The following is a 23,701-nucleotide window of genomic DNA, read 5'->3' on the forward strand; positions in this document are numbered from 1 at the left end:
TTGCCAAAATAGAGGCATAGAAAGAAGGTTGTGACCATGACAAAAATCCAACAAATCACCCACTATCTCGAAAATGAGAAGCTAGATGCTGCTGTCCTGTCTGATCCAGTCACTATCAATTATCTGACTGGTTTTTATAGCGACCCGCATGAGCGGCAGATGTTTTTGTTTGTCTATCCTGATCATGAGCCCCTGCTCTTCGTTCCTGCTTTAGAAGTTGAGCGTGCTTCAGGTTCTGTTCCCTTTTCAGTCCTTGGCTATATGGACTCTGAAAATCCTTGGCAGAAGATTAAAGCTGCCCTGCCGGCTCACTCCTTCAAGACTGTCGCTCTTGAGTTTGACAACTTGATTTTGACCAAATATCATGGATTGAAAACTGTCTTTGAATCTGCAGAATTTGCCAACCTGACTCCTTACGTCAACCGCTTGCGCCTGATTAAGTCTGCCGATGAAATCCAGAAAATGCTAGTAGCTGGCCAATATGCTGACAAGGCTGTTAATATCGGTTTTGACAATATTTCACTGGACAATACCGAAACGGACATCATCGCTCAGATTGACTTTGCTATCAAGCGAGAAGGCTATGAGATGAGCTTTGAAACTATGGTGCTGACGGGAAATAATGCAGCTAATCCGCACGGCATTCCCGGAGCAAATAAAGTCGAAAATAACGCCCTCCTCCTTTTTGACCTTGGCTGCATGGTCAATGGCTATGCCAGCGATATGACACGGACCGTTGCTGTCGGCCAGCCGGATCAGTTCAAAAAAGATATCTATTATCTGACATTGGAAGCCCAACAAGCTGCACTTGACTTTATCAAGCCAGGCGTCACAGCTCATGAAGTAGACCGTGCTGCTCGGCGAGTTATCGAAAAAGCGGGCTACGGTGAGTATTTCAATCACCGCCTCGGCCATGGTATCGGTATGGATGTTCACGAATTTCCATCTATCATGGAGGGCAACGACATGGTCATCGAAGAAGGCATGTGCTTCTCTGTTGAGCCTGGTATCTACATCCCTGGCAAGGTCGGTGTCCGCATCGAGGACTGCGGCTATGTCACTAAGAATGGTTTTGAACTCTTCACCGAGACTAGCAAGGACTTACTGTATTTTGAATAGAATTTTATAAGCCTATATTATGTCTTGAATGATTATTGGGTTTGGCAAAGGACTTCTGGTTATTTGAGCTATCATTGTTGTGCATCGTTATAGCTGTCTTAGTCCTTAAGCATTTATAATTTCAAAAAACGATAGAAAATTTTCTGTCGTTTTTTCTTGTTTCCCAATAATTATACTAAGTCATTTAGATTTACCTGCTTTTCCTCCAATGACGTCGTCTGTCAGAGACATTCCGAAGAAATCAATTACTCCGCACTATCCAGTTTTTATCTCTTCTTGCCCTTCTGATTTAAAAATGTTATAATTTTTTATGAAAAATTGTCTAAAAATTCTAATCTTTGCTGTTAAGGAGGTCTGGATGCTCTTCAAAAGGTCAGAAAATCACGGATTTTCTCGCTATGTCTGCCTGTTCTTGCTTCTCACCATTTTTCTGGCTTGTTCCCTCTTTTTAGCTGTTTCTTTGGGATCAGTTACTATTGATATACAAGACACTTACCAGATTATTTTCAGCAAACTCGGATTTCCCCTTGGCACAGGTAAACTATCTCCATCCACAATCGCGATTGTTTGGAACATGCGGGTTCCAAGAGTGCTTTTGGGAATCCTAGCTGGTGCTGGCCTGTCTGTCTGTGGCAGCGTCATGCAATCTACTGTCAATAATCCTATCGCAGAGCCTTATATCCTGGGAATTTCAGCCGGTGCAACCTTCGGAGCCACACTGAGCATTATCTTAGGGCTCAAATCCATTACTGGCGCTGGCGCCTTTATAGGAGCCATTCTGGCATCGGCAGTGGTACTTTTTATCGCATCCATGCAGGGAAAAATGACGACAAGCAGTCTGATTTTATCAGGAACAGTTGTAAATGCCCTTTTTATCGCCTTTTCCAACTTTATCATTTCTGTCGGTGCCAATGCTGACAGCCTTATGACAATCAAGTTCTGGACTATGGGCTCACTGGCTGGAACTTCTTGGTCAGATCTTGCCTTGCCGGCTCTTGTTGTCGGTCTCTCCTTTTTGTTTTTCTGTTCCCAGTATCGTATTTTCAATACTATGATGATGGGGGATGAAGCAGCTTTGACACTGGGAGTCCCTCTGCGTTTTTACTGGTTCCTCTATATCACAGTTGTCGCAGTCATGACTGCGGTGCTAGTTGCCTGCTGCGGTATTATCGGCTTCGTCGGACTAATCACTCCGCACATTGCTCGAAGATTAGTCGGTACCAACTACAAAAGGCTCTTTCCTATCGCTACCCTGCTCGGCTCTCTCTTTCTTGTCTGGGCAGATGTTTTAGCTAGAATTTTGGTCAAAAATGCCGAGCTGCCGATTGGGATCTTCACCGCTTTGGTCGGCGCACCCTTCTTTATCTACATTGTAGCCAAAAGCCGAAAGGAGGTAAGTAGCTGATATGGATCTAACTTGCCAAAATATCCACTATTCTATTGGCCCAAAAGAGATTTTGAAAGGGATTTCGCTCAAGGTCGAGGGAAATCAGTTTCACACCATTTTAGGGCCCAATGGAAGCGGCAAAACTAGTCTGCTCAAAACCATCTACCGCCAAATCAAACCTGACAGCGGGGACATTTATCTAAACGGAAGGCCACTTGAACAGATCCGCATAAAAAAAGCAGCCCAGAAAATAGCCGTTGTAACTCAGTTTAACCATCTTCAGTTTGACTGCACTGTCCAAGAAATCGTCATGCTGGGCAGGACGCCGCATCTCTCTTTTTTTCAAAAAGAGAGCGAAAAAGACTACGCCCTTGTCCGTCATGCCTTGAGTCAGGTAGACATGCTAGACAAGGGAGAGCGAACCTATCTATCCCTGTCCGGTGGTGAGAAGCAAAGAGTCCTGCTGGCACGCGCTTTGGCCCAGCAGCCAAGCCTACTGCTCCTAGACGAGCCGACCAATCACCTGGATATCAAATACCAGCTGGATATGCTGCGTATCGTGAAAGACCTGAACATCAATGTTTTGGCTGTTTTACACGATATTCAACTGGCTTGTCGGTATTCAGACTATTTGTACCTCATGAAGGGAGGTGAGATTGCATACCAAGGCGCTCCAAAGGAGGCCATCACTCATGATTCACTGCAAGCCGTTTACGGTATTCAGAGTAAAGTGATCTGGACCAAGGATCGACAGGCCATGCTTCAGTATCTATAAGAGTCTACTCTCAGCTTTATCTATACAAGCTCCAAGCCCAAGAAAGGAAGGCAATATGAAAAAAACACTCAGTATCTTACTCGTCGCAACTGCTGCACTGACAATGGCAGCCTGCAATTCTTCATCTAAGGAAAGTACGAAAGAAAGCTCAACTTCGCAATCTTCCTCCAAAACAGAGAGCGCGAAAAAGAGCACAGCAGAGACAAAATATCCAGTGACAATCAAAACTTACGATGCAGAAGGCAAGGAGATTGATCAGGTCTTTGAAAAGGCACCGGAAAAGGTCATCACCAACAACCTTTCAACGACCGAAATCTTGATTGAACTAGGATTGAAAGACAAGATCGCCGGTATGCTCAATCCAGACAATGATGTCACAGATAAATACAAGGCTGATATTGCCACCATTCCGCAAGTCGGCGACAAGAAAACCGTATCACAGGAAACTGTGCTATCCTATGAGCCAGATGCTCTTCTTGGCCGAAACATGATGTTTTCCGAGAAGTCTCTGGGGACAGTCAGTGCCTGGAATGAAAACAAAATCCTTGTCTACACACAGAAGGCTTCCCTGTCCAATACCAAGCAAGACCTAGGCAATATTGTTGAAGATGTCAAGAATATAGGAACCATTTTTAATGTCCAAGACAAGGCCAATCAGTATGCTGACCAGCTGCAAGCAAGAATTGACACTGTCAAGAAAGCCAATAAGACTAGCCAAGGCGAAAAGAAAAAAGCGCTCATCATGTGTGCCTACAACGATGAGACTTTCGGTGCCTATAAATCTGCCCTGCAGGAGAGCCTGCTCAACCAGCTCGGCTATACCAATGTAGCGACCGGAACCTCTGACTTGACCTTGGAAAATCTGGTCTCTATGGATCCTGAAGTCATCATCTACGTAACCAGCGACCGCAACAAGGCCATGGATGAGCAAGCAGTTGATCTAATGAAAGCCAATTCCGTTCTGGAAGATGTCCCAGCGGTCAAAAATCAGAATATCATGACCATCTCCTATGATGAGTTCATGGATTACGGTCCTGCAGTAATCGACTCACTCGAGAAAATCAATGACTTTGTCAATAAATAAGACTTTTGTCTGGGAGGGTATCACTGTCAACATTGCCCTGCCCCAAGATTATGACAAATCACGACCTTATCCTGCTGTCTTGCTAAACGATGGACAGATAAACTACCTAAGCAAGCTTTCTCCATCGGTAATCTTAATCGGACTGATATCAAACAACAGGCTGGACGATTATACACCCTGGAAAGCCAATGCTCTAAAGCCTGGCAATCCTGATTTTGGCGGCAGAGCAGATAGCTACCACCAAAAGCTCTTCAGTGATATATTAACAGAAATCAGACAGCACTACAGACTGGATGACAAGAGAATTGCCTATGGTGGCTACTCTCTCGGTGGACTAGCGGCTGTTTACAGTCTCTATAGCGACTGCAAGATCCCCTGCGTCTTTTCTATCTGCGGTTCCTTTTGGTACCCTGGTTTTACCGACTATTGCCGGACCCAGAACTTGAAAAACAAGGGCTGTCTGGTTTATTTGCAGAATGGAAAGGCTGAAGGCGCGAATCACTCGAACCGACTTTCCAAGGCTCCTTTCTATGCTGAAGAAATTCATCGCTTGATTCAGAAAGAAATCCTTACCACCTGCTCCATCTTTGACCCTTATGGGCATCATGAAGTCCTCAAAGAGCGCTATGTTGCCTTTGCCGACTGGCTGGCCACACAATGGCATATTGACTAATGAAAATCCCCTTTGTCACTTACAACAGCTGACAAAGGGGATTTTTAGTTTATTGCTGTACGTAAAAAAGACTCTTACCAGTAAAATGGTAAAAGTCTTGAGTAGAAAGATTTATTCAGTTTTCTCCCCTGCCTCTAGTTTCAACAAAAAGGCTTTTTTATCAAGACCGCCGGCATAGCCGGTCAATTTGCCGTCGCTTCCGACAATCCGGTGACAGGGAATCAGAAGGGAAATCGGATTATGACCGATAGCGCCACCGACTGCTCTAGCCGAGCCAATTTTTCCATACTCAGCCTGCAATTCTCGCAAAATATCTGAATAGGTAGCCGTTTGCCCATAGGGAATCTTCTGCAGCACTGTCAGAACCTTGCTTCTAAACTCAGTTACTTGAGGTGCCAATGGAATTTCATTTATTGCGGGATTTTCTCCCTTAAAATAAGCGTCCAACCAAGCAAAGACGCGTCGGCTGACTTCTGTCTCTTCCTCCTCTGCTTGCTCCAAATCATAGCCTGCCCCAAAATATTTCTGTCCCTCAAGCCAAAGTCCCAACAAGGCATTTGAGTCCGTCAAGATGAGAATCCGGCCAATCGGCGATGTATAATAAGTCTTGTACATATTTTTTCTTTCTTCGATCTTCTTGATATGCCTTATTATACCACTCTTGTCTTAATTTTTGCCACAATCCCATCTGGGTCTGTGACTTCTAGCTCTTGGGAGCTAATCCATCGGACTGGCGCTTGTAAGACCTGAGCATTTTCATAAATAGCTACTAGTTCTTCTTTCCCTTCTACTTGCGCTTCAAAATAGGCTAGTCCCATTTGCTTAGGTTGGCGATGATTCAAGTGAGAACCTCCCCACTCATTGACGGCTAAATGATGATGGTAGTTCCCTGATGCCAACCAGCTAGCAGAAGGTACAGAAAATTTATCCTCCAAGCCTAGAAGCTTTTGGTAAAAATGACTGGCAGCTCTGCTATTTTTCACAGACAGATGGACATGGCCCATACGAGTGCCTTCCGCAATACTAAATGGTTGGACTTCCTGACCTAGTTCATAGATTTCTTGAGCCGCGAGCGCTTCCGTCACTCCGATAATGCGGCCATCTTCTCGAATATCCCAATCAGTCTGAGGTTTATCCCGATAAAGCTCAATGCCATTGCCTTCTGGATCCTCCAGATAAATGGCTTCACTATAACCGTGGTCTGCCCCTCCAACCATAGGAACTTTATTCTCTGATAAATGCTTAAGGATATCCGCCAAAGCTTGACGACTTGGAAGCAAAAGCGCCAAATGATAAAGACCGTAAGCCGACTTGACGGGCTGTCGGTCACTGGTTGCTAAGAGCCTCACCAGCGCTTGTCCGTCCCTGCCCAAAGCAACCTGTCTGTCCTGCTCTTCCAAAAGCTCCAGCCCTAAAACACGCTGATAAAAGTCCTTTTGTCTTGCTAAATCGGCCACATAAAGCGCCACCTCTCCTAGATAAATCTTGCTTTGATATTCAAAAGTCATGTTTTTCTCCTCTCTTAAATTTTAAATTTCAGCAGTGCTCCTGCTCCATCTTTTTTTATTTCTCCAAAACAGAAATAGGTTCCTTGATATGGTTTTCCACATCTCTATTTGCTCCGAAGGATTATTCGGATTGTAATTGTTTTTATTACAACTATTAGTATAGCACATTCTAATGTAATGTCAATAATTACATCTCGGAAAATTCTTAACAAAAAAAACAATCTGCTTCCTAGGAAACAGATTGTTCTTTAATTTCTTTTTCGGTTGCTGCGACAACTTCGTCAAGGCTGGTCTGAGCCAATTCAGCTTCCATAGCTGCCTGAATAGCTGCCAAGCGGTCATCTAAGACATTGTGAATGTTCTTGCCGATAGGACAGTCTGGATTGGGCTTGTCATGAAAACTAAAGAGCTGGCCACTCTTGCCTAGACATTCAACCGCACTATAGACGTCCAACAGACTAATATCTTTCAAATCTTTGGCAATCTCAGCTCCTCCAGTCCCACGAGCAACGGTAATCATCCCGGCATTCTTGAGCTGAGACAGGGTCTTGCGAATAATAACTGGATTGACGCCAACGCTGCCGGCAAGGATATCACTTGTCAGTTTTTGTTTTTTTCCCTCCAAAGCCAGAACAATCAGCATATGAGTGGCAATGGTAAAACGGCTAGAAATCTGCATTTTTTCTCCTCCCTCATCATTTTCTCTCACTATTATATCCCAAAAAGGGTGTAACTTCAAGAGTTACGACTGGACTTTAAGAAAGCTGCAATCTCATCTGCATAGCCTTCCCGTTCACTGATTTCTCTCAGTAGGTCGTGATTGTGGGTATGGTGGATACCATTGACCAAACTCTCCTGATAAATCTCATAATAAGGCAAGTGGAGCTCCCGAGCCAATCTCAGCTCCTGCTCCACATCGTAGGCCACGCGCCGAAGGTCGACATCAGCCAGACCCGTCTCATCAATCTCTAAAATGGCATACTGGGCTCGCAAGTCCTGACGCAAAGCCGAATCTAGAAAGAATGGCTGACCAATAGAGCCGGGATTGATAATCAGCTGCCCTTGAGTCCCATAACGGAGAAACTGTTGGTGAATATGACCATAAACAGCGACAGCGCAGTCATTCCCCTCAAAAAGTCGGTCGAAATCGCTCTGCTCGCCAATATGAATCAGCTCCCGCCCCCAATTCTTATCGGGCAGATGGTGGCTGACCGCAATCTTCAATCCTTCTACTTCTGTCAAGATCTGCAGACGAAGTTCCTGCATGCGGTCAATCTCTTCAGGACGGATTTCCTCTAGGACAAAATGACAGAGCCGGGTCAGATAGAGATGGCTGGGACGATCCAAATCTAGTTTTTGATGCAAGGCATGCCAGAGGCTGTCTTCCCAATTCCCCCTGACCTGGACGCTGATGCTCAGCTGCTCCATCCTATCTAGGATATTCCTGCGACCGGTTCCTGGCAGGAGCAAATCCCCCAAAAACCAATAGTCTGTCACTTGCTGGCTTTCCGCATCCGCCAGTACTGCTTCCAAGGCTGTGCTATTTCCATGCACATCGGATAATAAGGCAATTTTTCGTGTCATAGCGTGTCTTTCTCTTTCTTTACAAGGAATATTATATCAAAGTTCAAAAAAACTTCCACCTCACAAGTGAGGGAAAGTTTTGAAGTATTTTTATCAATCAACAGACTTGAGTGCTTCCAGCATATCCACCCGTCTGAGGCGGTAATTGACAAAGAAGCCAAGCAAGGTCAGAATAAGAGTCACCGCTGTTAGAGGAAACAGATAGACTGAGAGACTTACTTGAGGGGTTAAGCTGATAATGCTAGGCGCAACCTTCTCAATCAAAAAACGATGCAGGAAGAAACCGCCTAGAAGCCCAACTGCCATCCCAATCACTGACAGAATAATGGTCTCTCGATAGATATAGAGGGTCACTTCCTTATTATGGAAGCCCAAAACCTTGATAGTGGACAGCTCGCGAATCCGCTCAGCTACATTGATATTGGTCAGGTTGTAGAGAATGACGATTGCTAAAAGAATGGAAATCAGGACCAAAATTAGCATTGTATTATTAAGAGAATCAGCTAAAACATTGAACTGCTTCACCATGCTTGCATTTTGAGAAACACTCTTGACAAACTTGAGACTCATAAATTCATTGGCCTTGTCCACAATATTTTTGCTAGAAGAGTCCTTGAGTCGCACTAGATAAGCGTTTTTCTCGGGCTTTTTCCAGTAAATTTTCTGGTAGTCAGTTGCCTTCATAAAGGCAAAATGGCCAAAATGATTCTCATTGACTCCTGTGAGCTTGACTGACTTACCACCCAGCTCTATACTACCACCGGGGCTAACTCCAGCTATACGGGCCAATTTATCCGAAACAACTACACCGTCCTTGATAGTCAGCTTTTGCTGGTTGTCAGGACTCTCCATAGAAATAAAAGGTTCAAAATTTTCCTTGTCCGTAACCATTAAAGTGACTGATTCTGTCTCTTTTTTTCCTTTGTATTTCTCTGTCAAGGTTTCACTGTAGATCTCCTGATAGTCAGCAATCGAGTCATCTGCCAGCATCTTTTTCAGCTTGTCTTGCTCGGCTTGATTCTCCCCAGGATTGACAGCGACAATCAAGTCGTATCGCAGAATCTCCTCAAACTGACGTTTTGGAATACCACCAATAGAAGATTGGAGTCCTAGACCGGCAAAGAGCAAGGCAACAGAACCCGCCACACCAAAGATGGTCATAAACATCCGCTGCTTATAGCGAAAGATATTGCGAGCTGTGACCTTCTGAGTAAAGCTAAGACGTCGCCAGATAAGGGTCAGTCTTTCCAAGAAAATCTTGGAGCCTTTGACCGGTGGCTTGGGCAAAAGCAAGTGGGCTGCTTCTTCTGTCAGCTCCCGTCTTGCCACCAAATAGGCAGGGAGAACACTGGATAGAAGGGAAAGCCCAAGGGCCAGTAAACTATAGGAAATATAAAAATATGCATGAGGGGCAGAGAGCACCATCCCTCTGGTAATAATAGAAGAAATCACTCCAGACAAGAAATAATGTCCCAGCAGAATCCCTATGAAAGTACCTAGACTCCCCGCCACCAAACCGTAAAGAGCAAACTTGCAAATGATATCTCGGCTATGATAGCCTAGAGCCTTGAAGACGCCTGCATTCGTTCGCTCCTCATCGACAAAGCGAGTCATGGTGGTAAAGGTCACCATAGCTGCCACCAAATAGAGCACCACCGGGAAGATATTGCCAATCGACGCAATACTATTCATGGAGTTTTTATACATATGATAGCCATTCCCACCTGGCAGGGACTTGCGGTCATAGCTATGATAGGCCGGCTCTTTCAAACGACTAAGCTTTGCCTTAGCGTCAGCTAGCTTGTCCTTGCTAGCTGATAAGTCTTTCTCTGCCTGAGCTAGCTCTGCTTTTTTCTGATTGAGCTGGAACTCAGCTTCCTGAATCTGCTGCTGGCTCTGGCTGAGCTGTGCAGGAGGGAGGATAGAAGCAGATTGAGCTGCCGCTAGCTGGCTTTTTTGCTGGTCTAGCTGACTCTCAGCTTGCTCTAATTGCTTTTTACCTTGGGTCAGCTCGCTCTCTGCCTGAGCAATCTTATCTTGGCCCTTCTGAATGGTGCTTTTGGCATCTGCCTCTAATCGCTTAAAACGGGCCGCTCCGTTATCTTCCAGGCTCTTGTCCAAAGCAGTCTGGTGCTGCTCCAAACGCTCCTGATAGCTTTCAGAGAAGGGAGCCAGCTTTTCTAAATCATGATAGCGCAGGCGGGCAATACTGTAAACATCTGTATCAAAGGCCTTGGGGCTGACTACAGCATAGGCTGATAAAGCACCGCTTCCACTAGTCGCATTGCCCAGATTTCTATCAGACCAGAGTTCTGCCGAGTTGACAAATCCCACAATCTTATAGGTCTTATTTTTCAGAACTGACCGACTGCCTGCTTTCTCGGTCAGATCAATCTCCTGACCAAGTTTATATTTCTTGGACCAAAAGCTAGCCAAGGCAATTTCTTGCTCTTTCTTAGGAAGACGACCGGAGGTCACTTGAAAGTTTGAAATATCCTTGGTATCTGAGAATACTCGGAGAGCCTCCTCGTCCACGGTGACATCTGTCAGATAGCCAAACTCGACATCAGTTCCCTTGATAGCTTCCAGCTCTTTCTGATCCTCCGCATCCAATCCATAATCCGCCATAACGGCCAAGTCCATGGTTCGCTGCTCTTTCAAGTAATCTGTTGCTGTTCTGCGCATATTGGGTGGAGCGACCTTAAGTCCCACAAGAGCTAAAGAGCCCAGCATCATGAGGATTAAAATAGATAGGAAACGTCCTTTAGAGCTAGTGAAGGAGCGCAGAATATCTTTCCAATAAATCTTTCTCTTCATATCAATACTCCAATGTACTTATATCCTGTGGTTGATCATTGACTGTGATACTCTTGACTCTCGCGTCGTGCATGCGAATGACCCGATCAGCAATGGGAGCTAAGGCAGCATTGTGGGTTACGATAATCACCGTTGCCCCTTGATTGCGGGACATATCCTGTAAGATTTGCAGCACTTGCTTGCCGGTATTGTAGTCCAGAGCTCCTGTCGGCTCATCGCAGAGCAAAATCTTGGGATTTTTTGCCACAGCCCGAGCGATAGACACCCGCTGCTGCTCCCCGCCTGATAGCTGGGCTGGAAAGTTATTGAGGCGATTTTCCATACCAACTGCGGTTAGAACGGCCACTGGATCTTGGGCATCCTTGACAATTTCAGAAGCCAATTCGACATTTTCCTTGGCCGTCAGGTTGGGCACCAAATTGTAAAACTGAAAGACAAAGCCCACATCATTGCGACGATAGTCCGTAAGCTGGTGGGAATTGTAGTCAGCAATATTCTGGCCGTCTATCAAGATGTCTCCCTCATCATTGGTATCCATACCTCCGAGGATATTGAGCACTGTTGACTTACCGGCACCAGAAGCACCCAGGATAATGACCAGTTCCCCCTTTTCAATCTCAAAAGAAATATCATGATTGGCAACAATTTCCGTGTCACCTACCTGATAACGTTTAAAACTATGTTTCATTTCAATATAAGCCATATCGTTTCTCTCCTTTTCAAAGCTCGTTTCCTTAAATCAACAAGGTGTTGATTCTAAATCACAGATATTATATAATGAGCTTAGATAAAAAGCAATAATCAAAAATCAACAAAGTGTTGATTTAAGCAAAAAGGAAGAAAAATGGTCCAGAAACGAAAAACTAGCACTAAGGAAGACATCAAGGAAGCCTTGATTCAACTACTATCAGAGGAAAGGTTTGATACTATCTCCATCAGCAAACTCTGCAAACGGGCAGGGATTAATCGCGGCACCTTCTACCTCCACTACCAAGATAAATATCAGATGGTTGATAGTCTCAAAAACGACATTATTTCCCAACTTTCTAGTTATAGCATGTTTGAAGCAGAGAACGAATATCCCAAAAAGTTAATGATAGCAAAATTTCATATACTCCGTGCTAATGAACGTCTTATCAATGCCTTGACCAAGAGCCATTATATTGACTTTCGGGAGGCTATTCGGGAGTACATAACCAGTATCATTCTGAGTGATAAGCAAAAGGCTGCTACCCAGCGTTTTTTAGAGGAGAACTTCCATATCCCTCAGAAATACGCCTTGGAAATCTTCCTATCCAGTGTTGAGGGGATTATTTCTCTTTGGATAGCCGGAGGAGCTCAAGAAGAACCTGAAGAACTCACTGACATAATTTTGACTACTTATAACTATGATTATTTGAGATAAGGGCTCTAGCTTGAAGGCTAGCCTGGACAAGAGTCGTTTTTTTCCACTATGAAAGGCCGAACATATTGCTCGGCCTTCTTTTTATTTTAGATTAGTTTTTCTTTGTTTTCTTCAAAAGGAAGAAGACTCCTGCTAGGATAATCAATCCTGCAAGGCCCATGATGGTCACTTGCTCACCTGTTGATGGCAGGTCTTTTTTCTTGGCCTTGACGGACTGCTCATTTCGATACTGCACTTGGTAAACAGAGAAATGATTGGTCGTGAAGCTGATGGTCTGGTTTTGATTAACCGTTACATCAAATTTCTCAACCTGCTTACCATTTTCATCCAAAGCATAGACGGCATCTACTGGCAGATCTTTGCTAAGTGGGATCGTCACAAGAGTTGGACTGACCTGATGCACCGGCTGACCATTCGGATCGGTCAAGCTAATGTCATAAGTATCAGTCGGCTGAATCTTGCTTTCCAGTTTTTTCACAGACAGCTGAAGACCGGCCTTGACCAAGTCAGCGTTTTTCAAGCGAATGCCAGTTGCGAGATCCACCAAGTTGTCATCTTCTACATTGACTTCCGTCCGTGTATCAGAACTGCTAGAGGTTGCCGAAGAGGAAGAACTTGACGAACTTTGAGATGACGAAGAGCCGCTAGAATCTTTGCTGGAGCTAGATGGAGTTGTTTTTGTTGCTTCCTTGATTTTAGCTTCCATTTCAGCTTCTAGCTCTTTCATTTCCTTAAAGACTTGCGCTGCTCGAGCTTGTGTTTCCTCAGTAACTTTTGCTGAAGAGTCTGGCAGAGCTGCATTGGCTGCATCCAGAGCATTTTGCTCCTCAATAAAGCGGGCTTCCAAAGCCTTCCACTTGTCTTGGACAGAAGTACCAAATAGGTCCTGATGCTTGGCCGCCATATCGTAGATATGAGATGCCACCCAGTACCAAGAGTCTGGACTGTAGCTAGTTGTGTTGACCTTATAAGCATCGTAAGTATCCGTGATATTCCCATTATAAGGCAGGTAAGGTGAGAAGCGCGGACTGCCTACCGCCAGCCACATAGTGCCTCCGCCCATATTGGCTGGAACGCCGTCTTTGAGCTGGAAGATATGAGCTTCCATGACATTTGGGTTGCCCAGCGGATATTTGTAAACAGGATCAGTCGTACCGCGTTGTGGCAGCCCCTTACCATCTAGCTCCATTTGGTCCAGCGGTTTGAACTGAGTACCCTCAAAGCGATTGCGCTGCATAGCCATTACATCTGCTACACTGATCTTTCTGTCTGTGGAGTGCATGAGATCAAAGTAAGAGTCGTTATAAGACACGGCCACATTTGGATCTAGACTGGTGATACCTGCCCAGGCACGAGAACGATCTGCCTCTGCCATCGGTGGATTATAGGACTGAGAAATGTGGAATTTGCCGTCAATTTCTTTATAAGAGTTAGCTTGCTTGGCTACATCCTGAACACCTTTTGAGGCAATGACGTTTTCTGTATCGTCAAAGTCAACACTGCCCAAGAAGAAAGTATTAGGAAAGACAGCATACTTGTCATCTGGGAATTTAATAGCAACATATTGGTGGCCAGATAGGATTTCCATATACCAGACACCAGTCTTGTCAGCAATGGTGATAATATTCCCCTCTGCTGCTCCCTGCTCTCTGACAATCTGCGCCATCAGTTCCACACCCTGACGGGCTGTCTGAACATGAGGCAGAACGACAGTTGTCAGGATAGACTCAGCCAAGCCATTTTCTACATAAGGATCCACTTTTTGAATGGCATCATTGGCCTTGGCAGAAACAGTCGCAGAAATGGAAACACCGTATTCATTGAAGCCAACCTCGTCAAAAATACCTTGGGATGGGGTCACATCTGATACCGAAGTATACTTGTAGCTTTCTGCCGGCAAGGTCCATTCAAAACCGTTGGCTTCATCGACTAGTTTGGCACCACTCGCATTAGTCTTTCTCGGATGAACCAGAAAGACCTTATTGTGATTTGGCTCCAAGTCCTCTGTCCGACCGTAAAGCGTTGTGCCGTCTGCCGTAAGGTCTTTCCCGACAATAAATCCTGTGCAGGCTTCGACCACTTGGAAAGGAAAGAGAAAAATGGTCGAAATAGCTAACAAGGAACGAAACAATATTTTTTTCATAAAAATATCTCCTTTGTTTTTTTGTGAAAAATTACAAAATTAAATACTATATTCAGTATAGCCTTTTACTCTAAGTTTTGCAAGCGATTTCATTTTTTTGACGTGTAAGATTTACTAGATAAATAATTCATTTCAAAATAGAAAAAAGCCAGATAAAATCCGACTTTAAAGACACGTGGCTGCGGAGGCACAAACCGCAGCCGCGCAAGTATTGCAGGAAAGAATGGATAGGAGAAAAAGGACAAACTTCTCTCCTATTACCAAACTGGTTGTGCTTCATAACTTATATTATTTTCTCATCTTTTCCTAGACAAGCAATCTTACCATACGCTGACCCGCTTATCTGGAGCCAGATACATGGCATCACCTTCTTTAATTTCTGGATAAGTTTCATAGAAGGCCTCTACATTTTTGAGTTGCTGGTTGACCCGCAGTTCGGACGGAGCATGGACATCTACCTTCAGAAGAAGTTGGTTAAATTGCAGACTAGCCTTGCTTCTCCAGATATTGGCATAGTTTTCAAAGTAATTCTTCAAGTCTGCATCTGGATATTTCTTTTTAACAACTTCGAGAGTGGCTGAAAGTCCACCGGCATCGGCTACATTTTCTGTTACTGTAAGCTTTCCGTTGACCTTGCCGCCGTAAATTTCAATACCATCCCACTGCTTGGTAACAGCTTCAATTTTCTTGTCAAAAACTTTCTTATCTGCTTCTGTCCACCAATTGTTCAAATTACCCTCTTCATCAAAGTTTGCACCATTTGAGTCGAAGGCGTGAGTAATCTCGTGACCGATAACCATACCGATACCGCCGTAGTTCTTTTCCATCTCTTGCTTAACATCAAAGAATGGATTCTGCAGGATTGCGGCTGGGAAGTTGATACTGTTATTTTCCTGTGAGTAGTAAGCGTTGATATCATAGGAAGGCATCGCCCACTCGTCCTTGTCTACTGGCTCAGAGAAGTGCTCAACATCATATTGATGTTTTGCTTGACTCAAAGCAATTGCATTCTCAAAGAAGGATTTTTTATCGTCTACTTTCAAGGCCTTAGTCACTTCGCGAACTTTTTCAGGATAGCCGATATAGAGTTTCATAATATCCAGCTTCTTGACTGCCTTCTGTTTGGTTTCTTCTGATAGCCATTCGTTTTTCAGCATACGTTCCCGATAGACTTCCTTGATATCCTTGACCATTTGGGTTACTTCTTGCTTGGCTTCCTCACCGAAATATTTGCGTCCATAGTAAAGACTGAAGACATCTGAAAAAGTTCCTGTTGTCAGATTGTATGCTGCATCTTCTTTTGAAGTTGCTTCCTTAGTACCTTGCAAGGATTTTTGGTACTCTGCAAAAATCAGCCGATAGTCATCGGTTAGAAAACTAGATGCTGATGCTGCCTGCTTCACAAGCATCCAAGATTTGAGCTTGCCAAAGTTCTTGTCATTAACTACCTTGGCAAAATTTTCATAATACTTAGGGTTAGGTACATTGACATCACCAGATTCCTGGCCTAGATAGTCATTGATAATATCGTGAAACTTAAAGGTATCAGAGTAAGCATTGATGTCTTCAGCCGTCTTAGGATGGTGAAGATTTTTAATTTCCGAAGTTTCTTCATTACTTTGGGCATACTTGGCCAATTCTCCATCAAATTCTAAGGCTTCTTTGACAATCTTTTCGCTCTCTTTTTCACTGTAGCCCAGCTTTTGCATGGCTTCTTTGAATGCTTTTTCCAGCGGATCCATCATCCTTTTCTTAGCAGCTTCATCTTCATAGTAGCTCTTATCCGGCAGCATAAGACTTGGACTGGACAGATTCACTTGTTTCTGATTGGTATTTTCTAGGTTAGAACTAATTTCAAAAGTAAACGGCAGAGCCAAACCGCGTTTTTCCCAGTCAACAGCCTTGCCAGCTAGGTCCTTTAGATCGGACAAGTCTTCAATTTCCTTGAGATAGGACTTGAGAGGATCTAAGCCATCCTTTTCCCGCTGCTTGAAGTCAGTCGCTTGCTGGTAGTATTTGATAAACTCAGGCATGCCTTCAATCGTTGACTCTTCTTTACCAGAGACTAGATTTTTGACATCCGCCTTCATCTTATCCTTGACCTGCTCGTTCAGCTCATAAAACACACCATTAGACGGCTGATCGCTAGGGATTTCTGCCTTTTCCAGCCATTTTTTATTGATAGCCTGATAGTAATTGGTCCTCACTGTGGCATTCTTATCGATCGGTGTCTCCTGAGGGACAAAGGTCTTATAAGCCCAATAGCCACCGGCAGCCAAGATTAGGCCGGTCACAGTCAACGTAGAAGTTAGAATGATTTTGGTTCTTTTCTTCATGAGTTCCTCCTTGTATATTAAGTAAAATATAATTGACTTTTTTATTTTACTCATTTACTTTAACATATTCTTTTTTCCTCGTCAACAGAAAAATGAAGGTCTGGAAAAAATTGCCGCAAGAAGAGAGAATAAGGTCGTTCAGTCTGCTTTTAAAAGTGATCTGCTCTAGAGTCACACTTAAAGAAAAACTAAAGTTTCTATCAGCTGTCCTGTTGCTTCCAGCTCTTTTCTCTCCTCCTTGCACTTTCTAGTATAGCGTCCAAACTTCAGATATTTCTCAAGAAATTCTAAAATATTTCTAAAGTTTTTTACTAAAATAAAAAAACTGAGACAAAAATGCCTCAGTCTAGCTTTATTAAGTTCAAAAAATATTGAATCTGAGACAATTTAAATTGTCTCCCAGACCTTTTAAACCTGAACCTCAAAATAAGTGAGCAAAGCTAAATTTAAAAAAATCAACTTCTGTCCCACTGTATTCTACTGAACCTTTTTAGCCAGCATAGTCGCAAAGCGCAGCTGAATTCGATTGCCATTTTCATCACGTCGGTGGAGGTGACCAGGATTTTCATTGTACTTAACCAGCTCCCAATCCTTGTAATACTCGGCAAGCTCGCCTTCCTTAAAAGTAAAAGGAAAGGGAACAGAGCATGGGAAGTCTTCTGAATCCATAGCACAGACGATGAGATTGTAGCCACCAAGCGCTGTGTGCTCTTGCATATTGCGGATAATATCCGGAATCCGCTCCGCCTGCAGGAACATAAGTACAACGGTGGAAACGATCAAATCATAAGTCTGGGTCAGACTAGCTGAATTGATGTCGTAGCTACCAACTGGAAGATCCAAATCCTCCTGCTCCACAATGCTCCGTAAGATCTCCAGTGCTAGCTCATTCTGATCTACGGCCGTTACTTCAAAGCCCTGCTTGGCCAAAAAAAGAGCATTGCGGCCTTGACCACAGCCTAGGTCTAAGGCCCTCCCTGGCCGGACTGTCTGCATAGCTTCCAAAACCTCTGAGTGCACTGGATTGCTGCTGTATTTTTTAGGGAAATAATCCTCAGGCCGGCAATAAAATTCCAAATACCACTCCACATCATCTGTCAGGGCTTCGACCCGATGCCAAGCTTGGGGCTGGGCAAAAGGATTGTCCTGACCAGCCTCAAAGATGTGCTCAGCCAGCTCCTCACCTTCCTCTGACATCTCGATAAACTTAAGGCGTCCCTTAAGAACAGTGATTTTGCCCCAAGTTCCCTCTTTGGTATTGTGCTTTCTCTTTACCGCTTCTGGCATGGTCTCAGCCGTCCACAGCGGCATACGTTTATAAGCTAGCAATTCTTCTGTCATAAAAAATCCTTTCTCTAAAAGCTACACTACGAATAATCTAACTGTCTTTATCATACTCGAAAAGAACCGACTTGACAAGTGGCAAATTGAACGGCCTTCCCTGCAAAAAGAAAGAACTGGTCAGTCAGCCAGTTCTTTCTCACATAGGAAGTTTACTTTCTTTTACTTTTCAGCATCTATCTCTTTACGACTCATCAGTATACCCTTTCTTGTAAAATTGATTTATTCTGTTTTTGTTTCATTAATTCCTTATCCTTACTCTCGTCATAAAACTGGTTGAATTCCTCTTTAGAGCTAAAAGGATGTTCCAATCCATCTTTACTGATACTTGCTGGAATCACACCTTCATATAAGTCTGTATTCGAAGGAACCAATAGACTATAAAACTCTAGATAGTCTTTAACGCTCTTATCAAGTATATAAAGTTGAGAGTTCGTTTTTTCCAATAATTCCGCTGCCTTTGGGTCTGTTTGCGCCATCAAGATATTTCGAATCCAACTTGTATCCACAGCTTCGCCTAAAGGATATGTAATAGGAAATTTAAAATTTCCCAACTTTTCGTCAAATTGTTGCGTATTTAGTTTAAAATTAAAGGTGGGACTTTGGTATTGTGCTGTCTTATTATCTTCCCATTCAATTTTTCGAGTATCAAGATTGTACCAAAGAGTTTGAAACTTATCATGTTCCCCAGACTCAGAGGCATAAATAGACAAATAATTATTTCCATCAATGACAGTTAATGTTTCCTCTATTCCTCTAGGTAAATATCGAGAATTATAGTCTGAAACTAATTTATACAAATCTTCTTTATAACCTTCTAACTGTTGATTCTTAATATGGTAAATGGATAAGGTATAATAGTTACCTTCATTTTTTTTATCAATAATATTCGGCATTGAAGGAAGTTTGATATTTTCTCGAACAATATAGTTGGGATTATGCGCACCACGTGTCACATGCGTTGGATTCTCTGAGGTTGCCGGTAGAGTAGCATATTTGCGAACTAAAGCATCTTCCTCTGGATTTTCTGATTTCCAATGAACCACTACCCCTGTACCATTTTCAAGAAAAGAATAATCATCAATTGTAAAAGTCCCTGTATAATAATTTAAGGATTCATAAGTTTCTCTTTCTTCCTTGGCTTTTTGAAGCTGATCTTGTTTTAAATGACACTGCCAAGCAAATATGGCAAGTCCCAAGACTGCTAAAGAAAGAAGACTTAACAATAGTTTTCTTATCATTTTTTACCTTTCTTCTTATCGTTTCTATTTTTCTTTTTGTGGATGGGTTTCAACCCACTGCTTGAAATCATTAAAAGATCGAATCTGTGTTTTTTCTCCAGTTGTTTCATCTGTGGCATAAAGTTCCATTACATCCTGACCTTCGGGCGCAAACCAATGAATTAAATCATTAAACCATTCTTCTTCATTATACTGATTAGGACGGAAATAGATTTTATTCATGTCTCTCATTTTTTTCGCAATTTCTGGATAAAGTTTTGCAAAATTAGTACCTGAAACTTCTACAGAATCACCTATTTTATATGAAGGTATTATGTAGCCAGGAACATACTCCATACCATACTTTAATAGTGCGTTATTAATCTGATCCCCTATTCCACCTCTTACAAGATCCATAGTCTTATATATTGTTCCTCTCATATAAGTTCTAGTATCCTTCTGATCTAAAAGTAGATTAATCTCTTTTTCTGACATCTCTTTTTCAATTTTTCCTGACTCCAATGCTAGAATAAAATATTTGATTTTCTCCGGTTTCCCTTTTTCATACGAGTGCATACTAAAAGTTAGAAATTCTTTTCCGTTCCTTGTAAATTGTGCACGAATTTGCTTAAGCCTATAAGTATTCTCTTGTCCTAACAAATCGTAGACATTGACTTCCTTACTAGTTATTTTAGATGGATCCTGCAAATTATAAATCTTGATTTTGAAATATTCCTCTTTACTAACTTTAGACGACGTTAAGCCATCCTCTTCAGTAAGAATATTATACTTGAAATCTGTTATATAATTCTGTCCATAATTGAAAGAACCATCATTTTTGCTAGTAACCAATACATATTTGTTTTGACTGAACAACTCTATTTGATCAACATTATAATCTTCTTTATCATACTCTTTTTTTCGCCCACCTACTAAAAAGGCGAAAAGAACTACTAAAGTCAGAAGAAGTCCTCCAAGAAACATGAATAACTTTTTATTGAGTTTCATTTGCTTACCACCAGTTTTTAATTTATCTAGCCATTTATTTTGATAGTCCTTAGAGTCATTCCGCTTTTTCATCAATCATTCCCAAAAGTGGTCATCCTCAGACCTCATCCTTTCCATTATAGCATAAATTAAAAGTCAAAGTTGAATGCTAAAAAAGACCGGTCGCCCAGTCTTTTATCTTGTATTAAAGTTCTTCATCTGTCTTGCGATGTCGCGGTTTTGCTCGCGGCGTTTGATGGACTCGCGCTTGTCGTAGTCGTGCTTCCCTTTGGCTAGACCTAGGAGGAGCTTGGCATAGCCGTCCTTGAGATAGACCTTAAGCGGCACCAACGTCATACCAGTTCCCTTGGTCTCCTGCTCCAGCTTTTGGATCTGCTTCTTATGCAGCAGCAGCTTTCTGCGGCGCTCAGGCTCTTGGTTCCAGATATTGCCCTCTTCATAAGGCGCGATATGCACATTGCTGAGCCAGGCCTCACCGTTCTTGATCTGGGCAAAGCCGTCTTTTAGATTGATACGAGCAGCGCGGACGCTCTTGATTTCCGTCCCTGTCAGTACCATGCCAGCTTCGATGGTATCTACGATGGTGTAGTCGTGTCTGGCCTTTTTATTTTGCGCGACGACCTTTCCTTCTCCCTTTGCCATGCTTGGCTCCTTTCTTGACTAGTTCCTTGTAAAATGCCTTCTGGCTCTTGCCTTTCTTGGACTTCTTCTCTTTCTTATCTCTGTTGCCTTTTTCTTTGGAAGAATGGCTGCGCTTGTCATCCTCACGGCGTCTCTTTCTACCTGACTTGCCTCTGCCACTCTTACCAGTCTTTTCTACCAGGTCAAATTCACTAGGCAGGTATTCAAAGTCAATCTCGCCTGTAGCCTTATCTGCTCGGACCAGCTTGATGCGAATCTGCTGACCGACCTTGAAAACCACGCCAGACTTTTCTCCTTGCAGGGTCATCGTCCGCTCATTGTAGTTGTAAAACTCTGGCAAGTTGGTAACATGAATCAAGCCCTCGACCGTATTAGGCAGCTCTACGAAGAGTCCAAACTTAACCACGCTTGAAACTACGCCGTCAAACTCTTCCCCAACAAATTCTTCCATGTACTCCGCCTTCTTCATAGCTTCGACTTCACGCTCGGCCTCGATAGCCCGACGCTCTCGGCTGGAAGACTGACTGGCAATCTCTGGAATCACTTGCTCAAAATGCTCTGCTATTTCCTTAGACTTGCCATAATCCCGCACCATCCGGTGAACCAGAAGGTCCGGATAGCGGCGAATCGGACTTGTGAAATGCGTATAAAACTCCGCTGCCAGACCATAGTGGCCGTGATTGTGCTTAGAGTAGCGAGCCTGTTGCATGGAGCGCAGAAGCATCATGGACAGGACATCTTCATAAGGCTGGTCTTTAACCGCCTCCATAATATCCTGCAGAGCCTGCTGACTCATAGAGCTAGCCGTCCCGTATATCCGAATCCCAAAGCTAGAGGCGTAGTCAATGAACTTCTGCACCTTCTCCGCCTTTGGCTCCTCGTGGATCCGATAGATGAAAGGCAGATTTAGCTTAGCAAAATGCTCAGCCACCGTCTCATTCGCCACCAGCATAAAGGACTCAATCATGCGCTCAGCAATTCCTCGCTGACGCAGGACAATATCCACCGGCCGGCCTTCCTTGTTGACCATGATTTTGGCTTCATTGGTATCAAAGTTAAGCGCACCGCGTTTAAAGCGCATGCTTTCCAGAATCTCATGCAGCTGGACCATGCTGTCAATACTGGGCACAATGGCCTTGAACTGCTCAGCTTTTTCCTGATTTCCAGCAATGATGTCGTTGACATCACTGTAGGTCATGCGGAAGGTCGTCTTGATAACAGTCTGGGTGATGGCATGCTTTACCACGCGCCCCTTGGCATCTATCTCCATGATAGCCGACTGGGTCAGCCGGTCCACATTGGGATTGAGAGAGCAGATTCCGTTGGACAGGCGCTCTGGCAGCATGGGTACCACGCGGTCGGTCACATAGACAGAAGTCGCCCGATTGAGGGCTTCCTTGTCCAGCTCAGATCCTTCTTTGACATAGTAGGAAACATCTGCGATATGGACACCCAGCTCAAAGTTACCATTTTTCAGGCGCTTGATATGAACCGCATCGTCCAAGTCCTTGGCATCCGCTCCATCGATGGTGAAGGTAATCTCTTCACGCAGGTCCAAACGTCCTTCCAAATCACTCTCTGTCGGTGCATCCGGAACTCGCTCGGCCTCTTCCAAGACTTTTTCTGGAAATTCAGAGACAATGTCCATCGACTCCAGTACTTCCAGTACATCAATACCTGGATCGTTGACATGGCCGACTACATCGACCAGACTAGCCACGAAGAAATCGTGTTTCTTGGTTGGATATTTGTCAATAGCGACCTTGAGCACTTCTGTGCCATCCAAAACCATGGCTGGTTTTTTGACATAAATAGGCTGGCTGATTTTCTGATTTTTCGAGCGGATATAGCCCGCGTACTTGGGCTTTTCCTCATCCAAAACCAGCTGGCCAACTGCTGAAGTCAGGCTGTGCTCCAAAATATCAATAATCTTAGCTTCAGCTGACGTTCCCTTGATCCGGTCTGCCACCTTGGTAATGACTACTTCCACCGTATCGCCATCAATGGCATGATTGACATCATTACGGCCGACAAAGAGGTCATCCTCTTCCTCATTCAAGGTGACAAAGCCAAAGCCATTCTTGTGGGCATGAAAAACACCCTTGAGCGTCAGACGCTCCTGCTTTTTCTTCTCATAAAGCTCAATCCGCCCCTTGTCATCAAAACGAATCTGATGCTTTCTTTCCATCTGGGAGATGGTCTTAACCAAGCTACTAAAATCCTTGGAAGACTCTTTCCCCAAAGCAGCCGCCAGCTCATCCACGCTGGCCTGCTGCCTGTCTTTTAAATATTCAATGATTTCTGATTTCATATTCCTCTTCTCTTAACGAGCTCTTTCTTCATCCTTGCTAAATCTCTTTAAAACTTAAAAAATAGGCCAAGACGAAGTCAGAGCCCATTTTATTTACTTGATAATACTGCTAATACCAATGCAATCAGTAGCCAGAAGAAAATCATGATTCCCGTCATACGCTGCATCACAGCTTCAAAACCGCGTGCCTTAGGACGTTCAAACAAGTCGTTGGCACTGGCATCAAAGACGTTGCTGGACTGATTTTTGGTTGGTTGCATGAAAATTGCAATGACAATAATAGCTGATAAAATGACTAAAATGGTTAATAATAGGTTGTACATAAATAAAAACTCCTTAAAATCCTAT

General features: G+C 43.6%; 20 protein-coding genes. 6 read left to right on the top strand and 14 right to left on the bottom strand.

The window, feature by feature from the left end; all coding sequences use genetic code 11:
• Positions 1-36 precede the first annotated feature (36 nt).
• From HMPREF9380_RS03075 to HMPREF9380_RS03055, 5 genes are all read left to right on the top strand, one after another.
• On the top strand, positions 37-1,119 hold the full coding sequence (locus HMPREF9380_RS03075) for a M24 family metallopeptidase (protein ID WP_004192899.1): 1,083 nt from the start codon (positions 37-39) through the stop codon (positions 1,117-1,119).
• A 358-nt stretch (positions 1,120-1,477) separates the two neighbouring features.
• Positions 1,478-2,524, top strand: a complete 1,047-nt coding sequence (locus tag HMPREF9380_RS03070; RefSeq protein ID WP_032907646.1) for a FecCD family ABC transporter permease — start codon at positions 1,478-1,480, stop codon at positions 2,522-2,524.
• Between the two features lies 1 nt (position 2,525).
• Positions 2,526-3,281: an ABC transporter ATP-binding protein gene (locus tag HMPREF9380_RS03065; protein ID WP_004192902.1), complete on the top strand. Its 756-nt coding sequence runs from the start codon at positions 2,526-2,528 to the stop codon at positions 3,279-3,281.
• A gap of 55 nt (positions 3,282-3,336) precedes the next feature.
• Positions 3,337-4,365, top strand: coding sequence for an ABC transporter substrate-binding protein (locus tag HMPREF9380_RS03060; protein ID WP_004192904.1), 1,029 nt, complete (start codon positions 3,337-3,339; stop codon positions 4,363-4,365).
• The gene (locus HMPREF9380_RS03055; protein ID WP_004192906.1) at positions 4,346-5,038 is read left to right on the top strand and encodes an alpha/beta hydrolase-fold protein; all 693 of its coding nucleotides are present in this window, start codon (positions 4,346-4,348) and stop codon (positions 5,036-5,038) included. The genes HMPREF9380_RS03060 and HMPREF9380_RS03055 overlap by 20 nt, the downstream gene beginning before the upstream one ends.
• 111 nt (positions 5,039-5,149) lie before the next feature.
• Here HMPREF9380_RS03055 and HMPREF9380_RS03050 read toward each other — a convergent pair whose 3' ends face one another.
• The 6 genes from HMPREF9380_RS03050 to HMPREF9380_RS03025 form a co-directional block, all read right to left on the bottom strand.
• Entirely contained in the window at positions 5,150-5,653 is a 504-nt protein-coding gene (locus tag HMPREF9380_RS03050) for a methylated-DNA--[protein]-cysteine S-methyltransferase (RefSeq protein WP_004192907.1), read from the bottom strand.
• 35 nt (positions 5,654-5,688) lie between these two features.
• The gene (locus HMPREF9380_RS03045; RefSeq protein WP_004192909.1) at positions 5,689-6,546 is read right to left on the bottom strand and encodes a VOC family protein; all 858 of its coding nucleotides are present in this window, start codon (positions 6,544-6,546) and stop codon (positions 5,689-5,691) included.
• A gap of 229 nt (positions 6,547-6,775) precedes the next feature.
• A complete protein-coding gene (locus HMPREF9380_RS03040; protein WP_002912933.1) occupies positions 6,776-7,225 on the bottom strand; it encodes an Rrf2 family transcriptional regulator in 450 nt (149 codons plus the stop codon).
• A 56-nt stretch (positions 7,226-7,281) separates the two neighbouring features.
• A complete protein-coding gene (locus HMPREF9380_RS03035) occupies positions 7,282-8,130 on the bottom strand; it encodes a metallophosphoesterase family protein (RefSeq protein ID WP_004192912.1) in 849 nt (282 codons plus the stop codon).
• Positions 8,131-8,223: 93 nt separating this feature from the next.
• Positions 8,224-10,947 (bottom strand): FtsX-like permease family protein, encoded by a 2,724-nt coding sequence (locus HMPREF9380_RS03030; RefSeq protein WP_004192914.1) that lies wholly within the window; start codon positions 10,945-10,947, stop codon positions 8,224-8,226.
• Between the two features lies 1 nt (position 10,948).
• Positions 10,949-11,650 (bottom strand): ABC transporter ATP-binding protein, encoded by a 702-nt coding sequence (locus tag HMPREF9380_RS03025; protein ID WP_004192916.1) that lies wholly within the window; start codon positions 11,648-11,650, stop codon positions 10,949-10,951.
• 141 nt (positions 11,651-11,791) lie between these two features.
• Between HMPREF9380_RS03025 and HMPREF9380_RS03020 the strand changes: the two genes are divergently transcribed.
• Positions 11,792-12,352 carry a TetR/AcrR family transcriptional regulator gene (locus HMPREF9380_RS03020; protein ID WP_004192917.1) on the top strand — a complete coding sequence of 187 codons (561 nt, stop codon included), beginning with the start codon at positions 11,792-11,794 and terminating at the stop codon, positions 12,350-12,352.
• 91 nt (positions 12,353-12,443) lie between these two features.
• Here HMPREF9380_RS03020 and HMPREF9380_RS03015 read toward each other — a convergent pair whose 3' ends face one another.
• The 8 genes from HMPREF9380_RS03015 to secG all read right to left on the bottom strand — a co-directional run bounded on the left by HMPREF9380_RS03015 (position 12,444) and on the right by secG (position 23,676).
• Positions 12,444-14,495: a C69 family dipeptidase gene (locus tag HMPREF9380_RS03015; RefSeq protein ID WP_004192919.1), complete on the bottom strand. Its 2,052-nt coding sequence runs from the start codon at positions 14,493-14,495 to the stop codon at positions 12,444-12,446.
• Positions 14,496-14,815: 320 nt separating this feature from the next.
• The gene (locus HMPREF9380_RS03010; protein ID WP_004192922.1) at positions 14,816-16,885 is read right to left on the bottom strand and encodes a M13-type metalloendopeptidase; all 2,070 of its coding nucleotides are present in this window, start codon (positions 16,883-16,885) and stop codon (positions 14,816-14,818) included.
• Between the two features lie 423 nt (positions 16,886-17,308).
• Positions 17,309-18,172 carry an SAM-dependent methyltransferase TehB gene (gene tehB, locus HMPREF9380_RS03005; RefSeq protein WP_004192926.1) on the bottom strand — a complete coding sequence of 288 codons (864 nt, stop codon included), beginning with the start codon at positions 18,170-18,172 and terminating at the stop codon, positions 17,309-17,311.
• A 194-nt stretch (positions 18,173-18,366) separates the two neighbouring features.
• Entirely contained in the window at positions 18,367-19,413 is a 1,047-nt protein-coding gene (locus HMPREF9380_RS03000) for a hypothetical protein (protein WP_004192928.1), read from the bottom strand.
• Between the two features lie 24 nt (positions 19,414-19,437).
• The gene (locus HMPREF9380_RS02995; protein ID WP_032907820.1) at positions 19,438-20,400 is read right to left on the bottom strand and encodes a hypothetical protein; all 963 of its coding nucleotides are present in this window, start codon (positions 20,398-20,400) and stop codon (positions 19,438-19,440) included.
• A gap of 174 nt (positions 20,401-20,574) precedes the next feature.
• Positions 20,575-21,042 (bottom strand): SsrA-binding protein SmpB, encoded by a 468-nt coding sequence (gene smpB, locus HMPREF9380_RS02990; protein WP_002894882.1) that lies wholly within the window; start codon positions 21,040-21,042, stop codon positions 20,575-20,577.
• Positions 21,005-23,353: a ribonuclease R gene (gene rnr / locus HMPREF9380_RS02985; RefSeq protein WP_004192931.1), complete on the bottom strand. Its 2,349-nt coding sequence runs from the start codon at positions 23,351-23,353 to the stop codon at positions 21,005-21,007. Before rnr ends, smpB begins: the two co-directional genes overlap by 38 nt.
• A gap of 89 nt (positions 23,354-23,442) precedes the next feature.
• Positions 23,443-23,676 carry a preprotein translocase subunit SecG gene (gene secG, locus HMPREF9380_RS02980; protein WP_002894878.1) on the bottom strand — a complete coding sequence of 78 codons (234 nt, stop codon included), beginning with the start codon at positions 23,674-23,676 and terminating at the stop codon, positions 23,443-23,445.
• Between the last annotated feature and the right edge of the window lie 25 nt (positions 23,677-23,701).

This window comes from Streptococcus sanguinis SK49 (genome assembly GCF_000212815.1).
Classification (GTDB): domain Bacteria; phylum Bacillota; class Bacilli; order Lactobacillales; family Streptococcaceae; genus Streptococcus; species Streptococcus sanguinis_C.

What these genes read in the sequence shown, in the direction of transcription:
- HMPREF9380_RS03075 (WP_004192899.1), top strand. Translation starts at nt 37, where the DNA reads ATGACAAAAATCCAACAAATCACCCACTATCTCGAAAATGAGAAGCTA.
- HMPREF9380_RS03070 (WP_032907646.1), top strand. Translation starts at nt 1,478, where the DNA reads ATGCTCTTCAAAAGGTCAGAAAATCACGGATTTTCTCGCTATGTCTGC.
- HMPREF9380_RS03065 (WP_004192902.1), top strand. Translation starts at nt 2,526, where the DNA reads ATGGATCTAACTTGCCAAAATATCCACTATTCTATTGGCCCAAAAGAG.
- HMPREF9380_RS03060 (WP_004192904.1), top strand. Translation starts at nt 3,337, where the DNA reads ATGAAAAAAACACTCAGTATCTTACTCGTCGCAACTGCTGCACTGACA.
- HMPREF9380_RS03055 (WP_004192906.1), top strand. Translation starts at nt 4,346, where the DNA reads ATGACTTTGTCAATAAATAAGACTTTTGTCTGGGAGGGTATCACTGTC.
- HMPREF9380_RS03050 (WP_004192907.1), bottom strand. Translation starts at nt 5,653, where the DNA reads ATGTACAAGACTTATTATACATCGCCGATTGGCCGGATTCTCATCTTG.
- HMPREF9380_RS03045 (WP_004192909.1), bottom strand. Translation starts at nt 6,546, where the DNA reads ATGACTTTTGAATATCAAAGCAAGATTTATCTAGGAGAGGTGGCGCTT.
- HMPREF9380_RS03040 (WP_002912933.1), bottom strand. Translation starts at nt 7,225, where the DNA reads ATGCAGATTTCTAGCCGTTTTACCATTGCCACTCATATGCTGATTGTT.
- HMPREF9380_RS03035 (WP_004192912.1), bottom strand. Translation starts at nt 8,130, where the DNA reads ATGACACGAAAAATTGCCTTATTATCCGATGTGCATGGAAATAGCACA.
- HMPREF9380_RS03030 (WP_004192914.1), bottom strand. Translation starts at nt 10,947, where the DNA reads ATGAAGAGAAAGATTTATTGGAAAGATATTCTGCGCTCCTTCACTAGC.
- HMPREF9380_RS03025 (WP_004192916.1), bottom strand. Translation starts at nt 11,650, where the DNA reads ATGGCTTATATTGAAATGAAACATAGTTTTAAACGTTATCAGGTAGGT.
- HMPREF9380_RS03020 (WP_004192917.1), top strand. Translation starts at nt 11,792, where the DNA reads ATGGTCCAGAAACGAAAAACTAGCACTAAGGAAGACATCAAGGAAGCC.
- HMPREF9380_RS03015 (WP_004192919.1), bottom strand. Translation starts at nt 14,495, where the DNA reads ATGAAAAAAATATTGTTTCGTTCCTTGTTAGCTATTTCGACCATTTTT.
- HMPREF9380_RS03010 (WP_004192922.1), bottom strand. Translation starts at nt 16,885, where the DNA reads ATGAGTAAAATAAAAAAGTCAATTATATTTTACTTAATATACAAGGAG.
- tehB (WP_004192926.1), bottom strand. Translation starts at nt 18,172, where the DNA reads ATGACAGAAGAATTGCTAGCTTATAAACGTATGCCGCTGTGGACGGCT.
- HMPREF9380_RS03000 (WP_004192928.1), bottom strand. Translation starts at nt 19,413, where the DNA reads ATGATAAGAAAACTATTGTTAAGTCTTCTTTCTTTAGCAGTCTTGGGA.
- HMPREF9380_RS02995 (WP_032907820.1), bottom strand. Translation starts at nt 20,400, where the DNA reads ATGAAACTCAATAAAAAGTTATTCATGTTTCTTGGAGGACTTCTTCTG.
- smpB (WP_002894882.1), bottom strand. Translation starts at nt 21,042, where the DNA reads ATGGCAAAGGGAGAAGGAAAGGTCGTCGCGCAAAATAAAAAGGCCAGA.
- rnr (WP_004192931.1), bottom strand. Translation starts at nt 23,353, where the DNA reads ATGAAATCAGAAATCATTGAATATTTAAAAGACAGGCAGCAGGCCAGC.
- secG (WP_002894878.1), bottom strand. Translation starts at nt 23,676, where the DNA reads ATGTACAACCTATTATTAACCATTTTAGTCATTTTATCAGCTATTATT.